Source organism: Serratia sp. BIGb0163, assembly GCF_024809935.1.
GTDB lineage: Bacteria > Pseudomonadota > Gammaproteobacteria > Enterobacterales > Enterobacteriaceae > Serratia > Serratia quinivorans.
The window spans coordinates 2,049,218-2,064,982 of sequence record NZ_JANUDZ010000001.1 but is presented as its reverse complement, the minus strand read 5'-3'; the positions used below and the strand labels follow the sequence as shown (position 1 = coordinate 2,064,982).

The 15,765-nt window shown below is 54.0% G+C and carries 13 protein-coding genes; 6 read left to right on the top strand and 7 right to left on the bottom strand.

The features are described from left to right. Nucleotides 1-21: 21 nt before the first annotated feature. On the bottom strand, nt 22-405 hold the full coding sequence (locus tag M2406_RS09870; protein ID WP_012145775.1) for a hypothetical protein: 384 nt from the start codon (nt 403-405) through the stop codon (nt 22-24). A 153-nt stretch (nt 406-558) separates the two neighbouring features. Between M2406_RS09870 and M2406_RS09865 the strand changes: the two genes are divergently transcribed. From M2406_RS09865 to dsrB, 3 genes are all read left to right on the top strand, one after another. Continuing rightward, nucleotides 559-1,425, top strand: coding sequence for an ion transporter (locus M2406_RS09865; protein ID WP_017893294.1), 867 nt, complete (start codon nt 559-561; stop codon nt 1,423-1,425). A 284-nt stretch (nt 1,426-1,709) separates the two neighbouring features. After that, nucleotides 1,710-1,922, top strand: a complete 213-nt coding sequence (gene cspE / locus M2406_RS09860) for a transcription antiterminator/RNA stability regulator CspE (RefSeq protein ID WP_004946278.1) — start codon at nt 1,710-1,712, stop codon at nt 1,920-1,922. A 346-nt stretch (nt 1,923-2,268) separates the two neighbouring features. Beyond that, on the top strand, nt 2,269-2,484 hold the full coding sequence (gene dsrB / locus M2406_RS09855) for a protein DsrB (RefSeq protein ID WP_012145773.1): 216 nt from the start codon (nt 2,269-2,271) through the stop codon (nt 2,482-2,484). A gap of 212 nt (nt 2,485-2,696) precedes the next feature. Here the strand turns inward: dsrB and rcsA are convergent, their stop codons facing one another. Continuing rightward, the gene (rcsA, locus tag M2406_RS09850; protein ID WP_012145772.1) at nt 2,697-3,326 is read right to left on the bottom strand and encodes a transcriptional regulator RcsA; all 630 of its coding nucleotides are present in this window, start codon (nt 3,324-3,326) and stop codon (nt 2,697-2,699) included. 739 nt (nt 3,327-4,065) lie between these two features. After that, entirely contained in the window at nt 4,066-5,481 is a 1,416-nt protein-coding gene (locus tag M2406_RS09845; RefSeq protein ID WP_259189788.1) for a pyridoxal-dependent decarboxylase, read from the bottom strand. Between the two features lie 100 nt (nt 5,482-5,581). Here M2406_RS09845 and M2406_RS09840 point away from each other — a divergent pair, with 100 nt between their 5' ends. Beyond that, nucleotides 5,582-6,454: a LysR substrate-binding domain-containing protein gene (locus tag M2406_RS09840; protein WP_259189787.1), complete on the top strand. Its 873-nt coding sequence runs from the start codon at nt 5,582-5,584 to the stop codon at nt 6,452-6,454. A 2-nt stretch (nt 6,455-6,456) separates the two neighbouring features. Here the strand turns inward: M2406_RS09840 and M2406_RS09835 are convergent, their stop codons facing one another. Both M2406_RS09835 and M2406_RS09830 read right to left on the bottom strand, forming a co-directional pair. Continuing rightward, nucleotides 6,457-7,845, bottom strand: a complete 1,389-nt coding sequence (locus tag M2406_RS09835) for a CoA transferase (protein WP_259189962.1) — start codon at nt 7,843-7,845, stop codon at nt 6,457-6,459. A 62-nt stretch (nt 7,846-7,907) separates the two neighbouring features. Continuing rightward, nucleotides 7,908-10,091, bottom strand: a complete 2,184-nt coding sequence (locus M2406_RS09830) for a glycoside hydrolase (RefSeq protein ID WP_259189786.1) — start codon at nt 10,089-10,091, stop codon at nt 7,908-7,910. Between the two features lie 514 nt (nt 10,092-10,605). Between M2406_RS09830 and M2406_RS09825 the strand changes: the two genes are divergently transcribed. Together M2406_RS09825 and mgtA are read left to right on the top strand one after the other, a co-directional pair. Beyond that, nucleotides 10,606-11,304, top strand: a complete 699-nt coding sequence (locus M2406_RS09825) for an MgtC family protein (RefSeq protein WP_012145767.1) — start codon at nt 10,606-10,608, stop codon at nt 11,302-11,304. A gap of 198 nt (nt 11,305-11,502) precedes the next feature. Further along, on the top strand, nt 11,503-14,202 hold the full coding sequence (gene mgtA / locus M2406_RS09820) for a magnesium-translocating P-type ATPase (protein WP_012145766.1): 2,700 nt from the start codon (nt 11,503-11,505) through the stop codon (nt 14,200-14,202). Between the two features lie 27 nt (nt 14,203-14,229). On the opposite strand, the gene M2406_RS09815 is transcribed toward mgtA, so the two are convergent. Both M2406_RS09815 and M2406_RS09810 read right to left on the bottom strand, forming a co-directional pair. Beyond that, complete coding sequence (locus M2406_RS09815; RefSeq protein WP_259189784.1) at nt 14,230-15,003, bottom strand: DUF3307 domain-containing protein; 774 nt, start codon at nt 15,001-15,003, stop codon at nt 14,230-14,232. A 2-nt stretch (nt 15,004-15,005) separates the two neighbouring features. After that, entirely contained in the window at nt 15,006-15,602 is a 597-nt protein-coding gene (locus tag M2406_RS09810) for a SatD family protein (RefSeq protein ID WP_259189783.1), read from the bottom strand. Between the last annotated feature and the right edge of the window lie 163 nt (nt 15,603-15,765).

Sequence of the window (15,765 nt, the reverse complement as noted above, 5' to 3'; positions counted from 1 at the left end):
GGGATAACTCTTAAAGCCGCGTTACCACTGATAACCCATGCTCACATTGTAATCAGGTTCCTGATCGGTGGAGTAGGGATCTGACTGACGGCGGCGATCGGTTTTTTTCACCGGGCCGTTATTCGGGCCGTATTTAAGCGACGAATACGGCTTGGCGCGCGGGCGACTGCAGCCGGGGTGATCACATTCCATATCAACGCGAAAACCGGTTTTGTCTTCTGTTTCCGACCACACCACCGGTGGCTTGGCCGATTTTTTTTCCGGGCCAAGGGCGGTTTGCGGTGCGGGTGCCGGTTTGATACTGGGGTCCGGTGCGGTGTAGGACAGGTCCAGCGCCTGGGCGGGGGCGCTCAGTATCAACAGAGCAGTGCAGCAGGACGCTGCCAGCGTATGCCATCTCAGCATGGTCAATCTCCCTTTATAGTTACGCCGCGCAACTATAAATTAGTCAGACGAGAATTACTATCATTTGTGGCCGAAAATGGCGCAGAGCAGAGTTGGCGGCGCCAGCGTTCGGGTCTACTCTATGAGTAACTTCTCTTTATAAGACATTGAGCTATGACCACTGACACTGCGTCGTTGAGCTTACGCCAACGCAGTTATCGATTGTTGTTCGACAATCACTCCCGTAGCGGCCGCAGGATGGAAGCCTTTTGGGTCAGTACCGCGCTGCTCAGCGTGGTGCTGCTGTTTCTTGAGCCGGGCGGCAGCGCCTTGTACGCGCCGGGGCAGCAAGCGATTTATCTTTTCTTTTATGCCGAGATTTTTTTTACCGTTATTTTCACGATCGAATATTTGCTACGGCTGTGGAGCACTCCGCGTGACCAACACTATGCCCGCAGTTTTTTCGGCGTTGTCGACCTATTGACGGTGCTGCCGATGTACATCATCTGGTTTTACCCGCATATGACGGTGGAATTCGTGATGCTGCTGCGCGTCGTGCGGATACTGCGGGTGCTACGGGTGTTGAAACTGCTGCGTTACATGAGCGAGATGGGCATGATTTGGCGCAGCATCAAACTGGCGCGTCACAAGCTGGCGATGTTTTTTGGTTTTGTCGCCGTGGTGCTGTGCGTCTTTGGCGGCCTGATGTATGCGATTGAGGGGGGGAGCGGGGGCTTTACCAGCCTGGCGGCCTCCGTTTATTGGGCGGTAGTGACGCTGACCACCGTGGGATACGGCGATATTGTTCCCCATACCCCGTTGGGGCGGTTACTGACTTCGGTACTTATCCTGCTGGGCTATTCAATCATCGCGGTGCCGACCGGCATTCTGACGGCCTATATGTCGCAGGAGCTGCAACGTAACCGTGAAAGGCGTAATTGTGAGCAATGTCAAAGAGGTGGCCACGAGACTGAGGCCATATTTTGTAAATATTGTGGCAGTGCCTTACCCCCGCTAGCCGGAAAACACAGTCACAAATGACGACAAATTAAGCAGAGCGGGTGAATTCCTGTGCGTTTAGCCTCGTTTCCACAGAGGGGCTTATAAAAAGAGTTGCTATTAAAGCCCCGTCATGAGTTAATGCTTCTCGGCCTGTGGTACAGACCTATTTATGCACGACATTTTGAGTAAAGTAGTTCAAATTTAAAGCGTTATCCTAGATAGCTCTTCACTGACGAATTTCCTTTCTAGTGCCTCCATAAGTAACTGATGACCGGCTATTTCTTGCCCATGGTGGCGTAAATTTAATATTGTAGGAATTAAACATGTCTAACATGATCAAAGGTCAAGTGAAGTGGTTCAACGAGTCTAAAGGTTTCGGTTTCATCACTCCAGCAGACGGCAGCAAAGATGTGTTCGTACACTTCTCTGCTATCCAGGATCAAGGCTTCAAGACCCTGGCTGAAGGCCAGAACGTACAGTTCTCTATCGAGAACGGTGCTAAAGGTCCGTCAGCGGCTAACGTTACCGCTATCTAATCGGCCTCTCGCTGATTAATAAAAACCCGCCAAGGCGGGTTTTTTTGTGCCTGCTATTTGCCGCAGGCAAAAAAAAAGCCCGCAAGTCTGCGGGCAAAAGTTCCTTGTTACTTCTTCATTTGCAGGTACTTCTCTGGGGGGAAGCACCAGCGCACAGACTACCTGTTGCGCGCTTAAGATTCTGCGGACAAAACGTTAAGAATGTGAAAAGGCCACGGGCCGAATGGCCTGCTACGCTTGTAGAAAGGCGCTACGCAGGAGAGCTGCGGATTTACTGCAGTGTACGGTATTTTTCTTACCGCATTTTGTAATACACTGACATCAATGACAAATGATGGGGTAGGGCATGAAAGCTAACGATCTGGTAACGGTAAAAACTGATGGTGAGCAACGGCGTGAGGGAGTGATTCTGGCGGTAGAAGAGTTTAACGAGGGGGTAATGTATCTGGTCTCTTTGCCTGACTATCCTGCCGGTGTCTGGTTCTTTAACGAGATAGACAGTCGTGACGGCACCTTTGTTGAACTGCGACAGGTCGCTTCTCAGGCTCCAGACTCCAAATAGCCCGGTTTGTTAATTTAATTTGCAAGATTTACGGTGGGTGATTATTTCACAGCGCTAGGAATAATCGGTTTTTTGCTGCGGGAATACCCGCCGCGGCCGAGATTTTCGTCGCGAGCAGGTATTTAGGTTATTTAAATGCGTGGTTTCCAGCACTCTGTGCTGAACAACATTTAAAACCAACGTTTGGCAGAGTACACAACAAAGCTTTAAACCTAGCGGCTATTGACAAATATCCCGCTGGTTAGCGTGTCGGTCAAACGAACAACATGATAAATAATCTGTTTGTTGTGCGTTTTAATTTTTCTTTTGATATTTCCCTTGTGGGAAGAGACGGTTTTGGCTTTAATTTGCATCTGGTCGGATATCTGGATGGTGCCCTGACCCGACATCCACATGCGTAACATGTTTGATTCAGTTTGGCTGAGCGTAACCGGAGTCTGATCAAATGAGGTTTTTTCAGTGCGAGGAGCTTTTCTTTCCAGATAGTGACTAAGTAGTTGATTCATAGTCTCTGGTTTGATCGATTTTGACGAGATGATGACATTTTTACGAACATATAAATAATCGTCAAAATGTACGTTGGTGATGGCCATAAAGATGAAGAATAAGGTGTCAGGGTGCAGTGATATCACCCCTTTTATACGTTCCGTCGCGTTAGCTTCGTGTATAAAACAGTCTTCATTAATAAATACCAGGCTAGGCTTCAACTTGCTGCATTTTTCATGCAGATCGTCGATATCACCAATAGCATTAATCTGGCGTTTTTTTACTCCGTGCGTTGTCAGGTAGTCTGTTAAACCCAATCTGGTATAGCTGCATGAATCCATAATGATCGTTGGCATATCTCACCCCCACTTAAATCCGTTTTACCGCGGTAACAAAAAGAAAAAGCCTGAAGCCTAAAAGGCAAAAAAGAACAAAAAGAGTCACATCCAGGAATGTTCTATCAATAAATACGGTAGTACTCAACGATATTTTCTTTCTAAACTAATTAACATCATGAACCTATAAGTTTAGCTTAAGTCAGAATAATCTGCTGGCGTAAGGATTGCGGGGCAGTAACGGCAACTTGTGCTTGAGCCGCGTGCTCGCTGGTATTTTTATCATTGAATCTGCCCATCATGTCACGAAACGAAATTTTAGATTGCTAGGAAAATTCTTAAAAAAAATTCATGTGTTGTTTTTTTAACATTTCTTGGCCTATTTATTCATCAGTGTAAGTGCTGCAAGGTTTTAATGGTTTTATTTTTATTAATATTATCATATGGTTATATTTATTTCATGGGTTTTTGATAATGATAATTCTTCCATTCCTTATCACTTGCGATAACCAATAGTCACACAGAGTTAACATTGCCCGGTGTTTTTGTTACGAAAATTGGCGTTATAACAAAGAGTTGATGTGATTATTCGTGCTGTTACGACTAATGTGATAAATGTCAGTGAGTGATTAATTGGTTTTTCTGAACTATTTGGGAGCATCCCAGGGTACCAATATCCGTTGATCGGCCGGGGGGGATTGCTGCCGTAGAATAATCACCGGCAGCAATCAATAGTGTGGCGTTATCTTGACTTGTCCTATCAACCAGTCTCTGTCAAACAGTGACGTATTGATTCCAACGCCAGATGGATATCGCGTTCCTCGGTCATCCAGTTGACCAACGCAGCACGGACCCCCGGCTGTCCGTTATAACGGGTAGGGGTGCAGCGCACTACGCCGTGCCGATCGAGACGGGCTATAAAGCGATCGCGTGCAGCAGTAGCATCGCCTGCGACATTTTTGAGCGCAAAGCACACTACGTTCAGATTGACTGGCGCCAGCAGGTGGAAACCCGCGCTGGCCGTCAGCTCTGCCCCCAGCAACTGCGCCAGTCGAACATTGCGTTCAACCATATCTTGCATACCGCTGCGGCCATAAGCTTTCAACGCCATCCACAACGGCAGGGCGCGAAAACGCCGCGAGTTTTCCGGAGTCAGGTGCAGGTAGTTGTCTGGCCGCTGCGTCGGCGCTTCCAGATAAGCCGAATGGTTTTGGAAGACCTGCATCTGCAATGCCAGATGACGGCTAAATTGGATCGCGCTGTCGTAGGGCACGTTCAACCATTTATGTGCATCAACGGTAATCGAGTCAGCCTGCTCCCAACCGGCTAAGCGTGGCGCATAGTGCGGTGAACAGGCCGCCACGCCGCCAAAGGCTGCATCAACGTGTAACCAGAACGGGTAGCGCTCGCGCAACGCCAGCAGCTGCTGCAGGTCGTCGAAGACCACGGTATTCACCGTTCCGGCACTGGCCAGCACCATGGTCGGTACACCGACACTGGCGGCCAGATGCCGTTCCAACGCAGCAGGGTCGATAGCTTCGGAGTTCGGCAGGCTGTCGATAATTTTTAATGCGTCGCGACCCATGCCGAGCATGCTGAGTGCTTTTTCGCTGCTGGAGTGCGCATTCGCTGACAAAACCTGTATGGCCCCCAACGCTGCCAACCCCTGTTCCGCAACATTGATGCCGCGCTGCTGCCCCAGCCACTGGCGGCCGATGGCCATGCCGACAAAGTTGGCCATGGTTGCCCCGCTAACAAAACTGCCGTTGAATGCCTCTGGCAGACCCAACAAGTCTTTTAGCTGCACAATGGTCGCCAGTTCAATTGCCGCGGCCACGGTATCGTGGCTCAGCTGGCTGTTTTGGTCGACAGCGCTAACCAGCCAGTCTGCTGCCAATGCGGCAGGGGTCGAGCCGCCGGTAACAAAGCCAAAATAACGCGGCCCGGCGCTGGCAGAAAGACCCTCGGCATAACGCCGCCAGAAATCATCCAGTGCCGCCAGTGCGCCATCGCCGCTGTCAGCCAGTAAATTGTCACCCGGCTGTAGCTGTTGAGCAACCAGAGGAGGGCAAACCGGGCGCTGTTGCAGGCCCGTCAGGAAGCCTTCGGCCAACTGCCGGGTGCGGTCGAGTATCTGTGGAAATTGCTCAAGGTCCTGCTGTAAACGTGGGTGCATCGCTGACTCCAGATGTAAGGGGCATGAGTGACAGCCTAGAACATTTGCTTTGTGGCGAAAATCGATGAAAAATGGCCTTTTTGGATAGTCGGGCTAACCAATGTTAAATGACTCGATCCCACTGCACATTCTGCCGACCTTTGTGATTGCCGCCCGGTTAGAGAATTTGCGCGCTACTGCCCTGCAAGTACATCTTACCCATGGTGCCGTCAGCCAGCAGATCCAACAGCTCGAACGGGCAATCGGCTGCCCGCTGTTTGAACGGCAGGGGCGCGGGCTGCGCCTGAATAGCGCCGGACGTGAGCTGTTGGCCGTTGCCGAACCGGCGCTGCAGGCATTGCAGCAGGGCGTCAGCCGGGTCAGGAGGATTGCGCAAAGTCAGGCTCTGCGTATCAGCGTGCTGCCCTCTTTTGCGCATTACTGGTTAATGCCGCGTCTGCCATCTTTTCATACGGCCTGTGCCGATATTGCGTTGGATATCGACGCCTCGCTGGTAGTGCAGGATCTGGTGCGCAAAGGGTTTGATGCGGCCATCCGCCTCGGCAATGGTCAATGGGCAGAGATGCAGGCACAGTGGATTGCCTCCGGAGAGGTGGTGCCGGTGGCTACCCCGGCGCTGGCCGACCAGTGGCAGGCAGCATTTGACCGTGGCGCAGCAGGCATACCGCTGTTGGAACATGATGTTACGCCGTGGCGTAGCTGGTTCACTGCGCATCAGCAGGTGGAGTCCAGCCGCCCCTTGGCATTATTCAATGATGCGGGATTGTTGATCCGCGCGGCTGAGCAAGGGTTTGGCATCGCGCTGGTGAAAAAACTACTGGTGAGTGATGCGTTGGCAGAGGGCCGCTTGACCACACTGGCACCGGCACGACATCTTGATCAGATAGACTTTTATCTGGTTTGGCCGCAAACCGCCGGATTGACGCCGGCGGTCGAAGCATTATTGCACTGGTTGCAGCGGCAACTGGCCTGAGTTTAGCGGCGTAGCCATTGCGGCTGTGAACTGCCAAGGGTTGTCGCAGGCAATGCCCAGAGCAGTGCTGTGCCGTTCAACCGTAGCGGCGCGATAAGGCGTTGTGCCGCCCCCCAATGGGTTAGCTCGGTTTCCGGGTTTTCATCCGCAGCGGTGGCTGCAGCCAGCGGCGTTAACGGATGCTGTTGCGGGTAAGGGTTATCAAACAGCAGTTGTGCCGTCCGTGCCAGGGAGAGTCGGGCGCTGTAGCCGGTACCCTGTAGCAGGCGTTGACGCATGCCGTGCAGCACCGCCGTCGCCATCAGGTAGCCGGTTGCGTGATCGAGAGCCTGTACCGGCAGGGGGACAGGTACGGCGGCGTTTTTCCATTGCATGCCGGACTCCGCCAGCCCACAGCTCATTTGCACCAGGCTGTCGAAACCACGCCGTCCTCGCCACGGGCCACTCCAGCCATAGGCGTTGAGGCAAACGTCGATCAATCCCGGCGATAGTGTGCGGCGTTGTTCTGCGCCATAACCCAGTTTTTCCAGCGCCCCGGCGCGATAACCATGAACCAGAACGTCGGCGTTTTTCAGTAAATGTTCGAAGGTGTGGCGATCGTGGGGGTTTTTCAGGTTCAGCCGTGCGCAGCGCTTACCGAGGATCACTTCATGTTCGACGCCAGGTTCTTCCCAACCGTAGGGATCGATGCGTAATACGTCGGCCCCCAGACCGGCAAGAAAGCGTGTGGCGACCGGCCCGGCGATAATCCGTGTCAAGTCCAGCACCCGCACGCCGTGCAGCGGTCTGGCGGCAGGCAGCGCCCAGCCGGGGGGCGGAGCTTCCGCCTGTTGTCGTTGATGGCAAAGCGGCTCCTGCGCAACGCTCTTGCCCTGAATATGTTGCCGCCATGCTTCGATTGAGCGCATTTCAGCCGCGCAGCCGCCGGCCTCGATCACTGCCTGCTCCAGTTCACCTTTTTTCCACGTCAGCACCTTTTGCGCCAGTGCATTTTTATCCTGATGCGGGCCCAGCACTTGTTCTACGGCTTTGCGGTGATGAGGGGCATTGGTATGCAGGCGGATCCAGCCATCGCTGGTGGCATAGTCACCCGCCAGAGCGTCCCAGGCGGCCGGCAATGACCACCCGAGTGGCCGTAAGGTCCAGCTGAACCACAGCGACGCCAGCCGGCTGTCGACAAACACCTGCGGTTCCCCGCCCTGATTTTGTTGCAGCAGTTGGGCGCAGGCCAGCCCGGCGGCCCCCAGGCTGGCGGTTGCCAGCTCGCTGACCGGGAATGCGCTGTTCAGGCTGCCTTCGCCGCCGACCGTCAGCGCAATTGCTGGCGCGTTGTCGCCGTGGCCGAAGCTTTGCCCGATTTCTGCGAGCAGTGTTTGAGTAAGGGTATCCATCATCAACTCCAGGTTGCCGGTCGGGGGACTGTGCCTAGCCTAGTTCACCCCGACCGGAGTTGCTATGGCGTGATGTTCAGGATGCGACCGTCCGCCAGTTTGGCTCGCAGACTATGGGCGGCAATGCCATCGAATGCTTGTTGGCCAAAGTTGGCCGTCAGGGTTGAACCGTCGCTGAAGGTGGTTTGCTGTACCCAACCGGTTTGATCAAGCCATTGGAAGTCGGTCAGTGCCTTATCCCACAGTGCCAGATGCAGCGGACGGAAGGCCGCATCGGCCTGTTTGATTTGCGGCAGGCGTGTCTGCAAGGTCGCGCGGCTGAGGTGGAACATCGGCGCGGTGTTGTACAACAGGCTCAGCAGGCTGCGGGTGGTTTTGACATCGCTAAACTTCAGGTTGTCGTAATTCCAGTGGTGGCTGCTGATCACCGCATCGTGAAATACCGCCTGATACATGGGCAGACGATAACGCGGATCAAATTCCACCGTGCGATAAGGCTCTTTTACTTTAGCCTGGCTGAAGAAGAAAGCCGGTTGGGCATTGGGCCACCAGGCTCCAAGGTAGTAAGGGGAGGACTTATCCTGATTCATCTGTTTATCCCCCCAGCCAAATCCCCAGGTTTCCATGCCGTGGGCAAACATGATGTGGCGTGCGGTTACCGCGTTGCCATCCTCGGAGCCGAGCGGCAGCTTAAGGGTATTGCTGAACCAGGCCAGCCGCGCATTGCGGGCCTGCGCCATTTGCGCTGCGCCGGTCGGGTGATCGGGCTGATAGTCGTCTGAAACCATCCCGGTACCGTCAACGTCCAAAAACAGGCTGTTTAGCCCGGCCAACTGCACCAGTTCGCGCATGCGCTGCTGAGAGTAAGGCAGCACGCAGCCTGGATTGAGGTAGTAACCCTGCTTGCCGAAACCAGGCTTTTTACTGCCGTCGGCCCGTACTATGGCGCACTTTTCACGTAGCGCCGTTGGCAGTTGGGCGGTTAGCCAACTGTCATTGACCCCACGCGGAATGCCGGTGTCGTAAGAGTCGTAGCTGGCAATCAGGTAACCCGATTTTTTGGCACTTTCTACCGTCTGCGGATGCAGGAATTCGGCGGTCCAGTTATCGGTACCCAGCCACAGACGGGGCAGGCCTGCCTGATGCAACGCCTCGATCAGCGGTTTCGCCAGCCCCTGGCCCCAGCTATCCGGCGGTGTCAGATAGGCCCCTAGCTGCCGCTGCGCCCATTCCCGCACGTTAGTGGCTTGCCGGCGCTGCGCCTGCAGAAAATCCTTGTCATCCGGCGTGGCTTTCAGTGGCGTTAATGCCACCAACGCCTGATTAAGGGCATCAACCAAGGCCTGTTGCTGCCAGCCTTCCGGCGTTTTTCCCGCCAGTTTCTGCACCGTTTTCTGGCTTTCGGCATCCATTTTCTGCCACAGCGTTTCGCCGGTTGGCGATGTCAGCCAGGCAAGTAATCCCGGCCAATTTTTCACGTCGGCCGGTGCCAACAGCTTGTCGCCCCACAGATAAATATGGGTGGCACCTATCAGTTTCTCACCCTCCGGCGCGATACGGATTTTATCGCGCAGGCTGCTGAACTGCCCGCTTTGCTGCAGGTATTCGCGATAACGGCGAGCGCCGGAAAGTGGGGTATCGCCTACGTGCAGTAACACCTCGAAGGCTTGTTGTTGATTAAAACGGTTGAACTGGTGGCTGCTGTGCATAGTGAGCATGTTTTTAGCGCCGACAAAGGTAACCTGATTGCTGAACGGGGTGAGCAACAACCAGCTATACACCTTGCCCTGCTGTTGTTGGCTCCACAGCGGCAGCTTCAGATCCCAGTTGGTATCCAGCGGTGTCATTTCTTTCACCAGATAACGCTGCCAGACGGCGTTATCCAGCGGGATGCGGCTGCCTTCGCCAATCGGTAACAGTAGGGTGGTGGCCTGCGGCGGCAGGGTGAACCAGTTCAGCGTTTGCGCCCGGTCGCTGCTGAAGCTCAGGCGCAGATCGCCGCCTTCCAGCCTGGCGGTGAGCTGCATGGCGCTGTTGGGCCATTGCCAACTTGCCTGGGCAGGCGTGCTTTGCAGGTTAGCCACGGTTTGCCCAACCTGCGCCTGGTTGACCTGGATCTTGCCTGCGGTGACCTGCAGCGTGGCCGGATCGATTTCATAGCGGGTTTCACCCTGTTGCAAGAGCAGGGCCTGGGCGGGGAAACCGGCAAACAGGGCGAGGCTGATAGAGAGGCGAAGCATGTTCATCGAATAGTTGTCCTTGGTGATGATTGTCCTGCTGAACTTTCAGTTTATCGGGAATTAGCGGGCGGCCCAATGCCAATTATCTATATTCGCGTGATGAGTCAAATATACGAAATTAGTGAGTTTAGTTTTCGTTTAATAATTTGGCCTTTACATCATCACCCCACGTCACTATACTCAGCCAAAATTTCAGTGAGGAAACACAATTGGACAGTTTTAGTTGCAGTGATATAAACAAGGCAAGCTGACCAATCCTCTTCTGATTTGTTGCTTGCCGAAAACGGCGGGCAGCACCCCTCTCAAGTTATTCCGAGCTGTGCAAACCCGAATCTTATTGTTGTCCCTGTTGCCCAATGGCATCGGGTGAATTGATTTGGACGCTATTATGGCCACTTTCAGCCACAGCCTTTTCCCTCCAGGCATTCACACGCTCAACCGCTGATTTATTATCGGCGAGATTTCGCGTGTGCTAAAAAGCACATGATTTTATCTCCTGCAGTTATTTAAGGGGAAAGTCATGGCTATGACTCCTTTTGTTTTAAATTTATTACTGGCGATGAGCCTGGGCGCGGTTATTGGCGCTGAGCGGCAGTGGCGCCAACGTATGGCCGGTCTGCGCACCAATGCATTGGTGGCAACCGGAGCTGCGGTCTTTATCCTCAGTTCCATGTCTACCGATCCTTCCAGCGCCGGACGAGTTGCCGCGCAAATTGTCTCCGGTATCGGCTTTTTGGGTGCCGGGGTGATCATGCGTGAAGGGCTGAATATCCGCGGGCTGAATACCGCCGCCACGCTGTGGTGTTCTGCGGCGATCGGCGTATTGTGCGGCCTTGGCCAGTATTGGAACGCGGTACTGGCGACGTTGGTGATCCTGTGTGCGAATATCCTGCTGCGTGAAGCGGCGCAGCGTATCAACCTGCAACCCCAGCAGCAGGCGACCGATCTGGAAGTGTGTTACCGCATTCAGGTCACCTGCGGTGAGCAGGATGAAATACTGGTGCGTACCCTGATATTGCAGGCGCTAAATGGTGTGGCATTAAAATTACAATCGCTGCGCAGTGCGGATATTTCCATTCCCGGTCAGTTGGAAGTTTGCGCAGAAATAACCGCAAATCCCTCGGTGCAAAAAGAAATTGAGGGCATAGTCTGTCGTGTCAGCCTGGAAAAAAGCGTGAGTGCCGTGCGCTGGCGCATTGCTTCCGAATTGCCTGTTTGATTATTGATAAACATTCACTTTATTAAGTGATAAGGAGGCGTCATGGACGGTGACCCCGAAAGTTTTATTATTAAGCGTTTCTGGCGTGGAAATAAACCGCGTTAATTACGTCAATTAAATAAATTCCACTTTGTGCTTATTCACCCATTAATTGGGCGGGGTAACCCTGTGCGCAGAGTAAAATAAGAGAATAGCGTTATGACCTATATTAATGAAAACGTACGCCGTCGTGATAAAAAAACGACGCCTTACGCCATCGCCCAAGAGGCGAAAAACAGCGTTGATCAGACGCTGGCCAATTTAAAATGTAATCGCAATGGCTTGACCCAGGACGATGCGGTCGAACGCCTGGAGCAGTATGGCGTTAATCAGGTGGCTCATGAGAAGGCGCCCCATGCGCTGGTGCAGTTATTCGCCGCGTTTAACAACCCGTTTATCTATGTGCTGATGGTGCTGGCCGCGATCAGTTTCTTTACCGATTACTGGCTGCCGGCCCGGCGCGGTGAAGAAACCGATCTTACCGGCGTGATCATCATACTAGTGATGGTTTCACTCAGCGGGTTACTGCGTTTTTGGCAGGAGTACCGCACCAACAAGGCGGCGGAGACGCTAAAGTCGATGGTGCGTACTACCGCCACGGTACTGCGCCGCAGCAGTTACAGCGCGCAGGCTTTGACGCTGGAGATACCGATCCGCGAACTGGTGCCGGGCGACATTATTAAGCTCTCTGCCGGCGATATGATACCGGCGGACGTGCGTCTGCTGGCCTCACGCGATCTGTTTATCAGCCAGGCGATCCTGACTGGGGAAGCGATCCCGATCGAGAAATACGATGCGCTGGGCAACGTCAGTCAAAAATCGAGCGAAGACGAAGTTTCCAGTGAACATGCGCTGCTGGAACTGTCGAATATCTGCCTGATGGGCACCAACGTCGCTAGCGGTACCGCCACGGCGGTGGTGGTCGCGACCGGCGGGCGTACCTATTTTGGTTCCTTGGCAAAGTCGATAGTCGGTTCCCGTTCGCAAACCGCGTTTGATCGCGGAGTGAACAGCGTCAGTTGGCTGCTGATCCGCTTTATGCTGGTGATGGTGCCGATCGTATTGTTGATCAATGGCTTCACCAAGGGCGACTGGAGCGAAGCGGCGCTGTTTGCTTTGGCAGTAGCAGTCGGACTGACGCCAGAGATGCTGCCGATGATCGTCAGTTCCAATCTGGCGAAGGGCGCCATTGCCATGTCACGGCGTAAAGTGGTGGTCAAACGTTTGAATGCCATCCAGAACTTTGGCGCGATGGACGTACTCTGCACCGACAAAACCGGCACCCTGACCCAGGATCGCATCATCCTCGAACACCACCTGGACGTCAGCGGCGTCAGAGACAATGAAGTGCTGCATCTGGCCTGGTTGAACAGCTTCCACCAGAGCGGGATGAAAAACCTGATGGATCAGGCGGTGATCCGCTTTGGGCGTGGCAAACCGGGCATTGAAGCATTGGGGCGTTTCAGCAAGGTTGATGAGTTGCCGTTCGATTTTGTGCGTCGCCGCCTGTCGATCGTCGTAGCGGATGAAAACCACCAGCAGCGGCTGATCTGTAAAGGGGCCGTGGAGGAAATGCTGGAAATCGCTACCCATGTACGTGAAGGGCAGCAGATTTTACCGCTGGATCAGGCGCGACGTGAGGCACTGCAGGCGCTGGCCGCCCAGTATAACGAGGATGGATTCCGCGTACTGGTGTTGGCAACCCGGGAGCTTGGGGAACAAAACAATGCCTTGCCGCTGAGCGTGACCGATGAACGCGATATGGTGATCCAGGGCGTCCTGACCTTCCTTGACCCACCGAAAGAAAGTGCGCAGGAAGCTATTGCTGCACTGCAGGAAAACGGCGTGGCGGTGAAAGTCCTGACCGGCGATAACCCGGTGATCACCTGCAAGATTTGCCGCGATGTTGGCCTGGAGCCTGGCGAACCGCTTTCCGGACCGCAGATTGCCGAGATGGACGATGCCACATTGGCGCGTGAAGTGGAGCAGCGCACGGTCTTTACCAAACTGACGCCGCTGCAAAAGTCGCGGGTGTTGAAAATGTTGCAGGCGAATGGTCATACCGTCGGTTTCCTTGGTGACGGCATTAATGATGCCCCGGCGCTGCGCGATGCCGACGTAGGTATTTCGGTGGACACCGGCACTGATATTGCCAAGGAGTCGGCAGACATCATTTTGCTGGAAAAAAACCTGATGGTGCTGGAAGAGGGCGTGATCAAGGGGCGCGAGACCTTCGGCAATATCATCAAGTACCTGAACATGACCGCCAGTTCCAACTTCGGCAACGTGTTCTCCGTGCTGGTGGCCAGCGCATTTATTCCGTTCTTGCCGATGCTGGCGATCCACCTGCTGATCCAGAACCTGATGTACGATATTTCTCAGCTGTCGCTGCCGTGGGACAAGATGGACAAAGAGTTCCTGCGTAAACCGCGCAAGTGGGATGCGAAAAACATTGGCCGCTTTATGCTGTGGATTGGGCCGACCTCGTCGATTTTCGATATCACTACCTATGCGCTGATGTGGTTTGTCTTCGCTGCCAACAGCGTGGAGCATCAGGCCCTGTTCCAGTCCGGGTGGTTTATTGAGGGGTTATTGTCGCAAACGCTGGTGGTGCATATGCTGCGTACCCAGAAAATTCCGTTTATTCAGAGCACCGCTGCATTGCCGGTTCTGCTGACCACGATATTGGTGATGGCGTTGGGGATTTATCTGCCGTTCTCACCGCTTGGCGCCCTGGTTGGGTTGCAGCCGCTGCCCTGGGAATACTTCCCGTGGCTGGCCGGTACCTTGATCAGCTACTGCGTTGTCGCGCAGCTAATGAAGCGGTTCTATATTCGCCGTTTCGGTGAGTGGTTGTAATTATTGCGGGCGCAGCCTACTGCGCCCCTACAGCAGTTTCTTCACCAACAGACCCAGCATGATGGTCAGCGTAAAGGAAAACAGCGTACCGAGCAGCACATACTCAGTACGCATTTTGTCATCACTCTGGCGTAAATCACCAAAGCGAAAGATTGACTTGGCCGCCAGCAAAAAACCGATAGCCGGGATCTGCCCTATCAGCACAAAGGTCAGGATCAGCGTTCTCTCCAGATAACCGATTTGTTTGCCTGCGCGTAACAGCGAATCGTTATCCGCTTTGGCTGACGGCGGCATCTGTGGCGTCCAGCGCGCCAGCAATTGCCCCATCAGAATGCCCATCGGCATATAAATCAATAAATAAGCCAGTAGCACCAGCCCGGATTGCCAGCGAGCCACGGCGCTAGCCAGCACGCTAATCAGGGCGAGGGCATTCGGCGTAAGCAACAGCCACAGCAAAACAATCACCGTCAGGTGCAGGCCTTGATCGAGCAAAAAACCACGTGCCTGGCTGAGGCGGGTTAACAGGGTGACTTTCAGCAGGTCGGTCAGCCAGTGACTGATGGCAATAACCAACAGGGTGAACAGCACTTGAGCGGAAGAGATCCCGCCATACAACAGAGCAAAAACGGCCACGACCCAGGCAGCCAGCACGCCGTGCAGCAGGGCATGCAGCAGCAGGAAGCGAGAGCCGGCCCGATGACGTATTTTATCTTCAACCCAACTACGCGGTTGCAGTGGGAAGTCGGCAAGCAAGTGGGCTATCAGCAACCAGATCAGCAGGGGCAGGTAGCTTAAATCCATATTCAGGTGATCCTGTTAATCGCGTGAATAAATCGCATGATTTCCTCGTAGGCCGCGCGTTTGAGCGTTGCGGAGACCGTGGAGGCGGCCTTTTGCAGTTTCTCTGCCACTTCCTGGTTACTGGTGGCGAACATACGGGCCTGGACTATCCGCGCTTCGGTCTGCGAAAGGTGGCTAACCACATGATCTAACATTGGCAACAGATCGCTGACAATGGTATTGGTCTGATCGTTATCATTTTTCAGAGCCAGTCGGCAATTTTTCATCAGGCCGTCCAACGCCTGACCCGAATTCACAAAGGCACTGCCATAGCCGGCGCTCTGAGCCTGCTCTGTGCCCAGGCCGACAGCGATGCGGGCATCCCAGCGTTGGGCGTCCATGGCTTTGAGCGCGATGCGGATATACACCGCCAGCAGCAAACCAGACTGCGGCTCGGTCACTGCCTGAAAGGCATCGCCACGGAAAATCTCGAACTGCTGAATAAGCTTAGCCTGTTGCAGCTGGCTAAGCAGGGCATTTAAGCCGCTAAGGTAGTGAGTGGTGTCTAACTGCCGGGAATTGACCAGATCGCCGGTGATCACGCTGACTTGGGCTGGCATGTATTTGTCTGCTCTGAAGCGGGGAGTGATGGTTGAATTTCGCATCTAAATACGAATATGTCAATAATTCGTATCTGAATACGAATATGTAGATTATTCGCCTCTCAATACGAAAAATGAGGGTCGGTTGAGTGGGTCTGAGTTGTTCAGCCGGGAATACGCG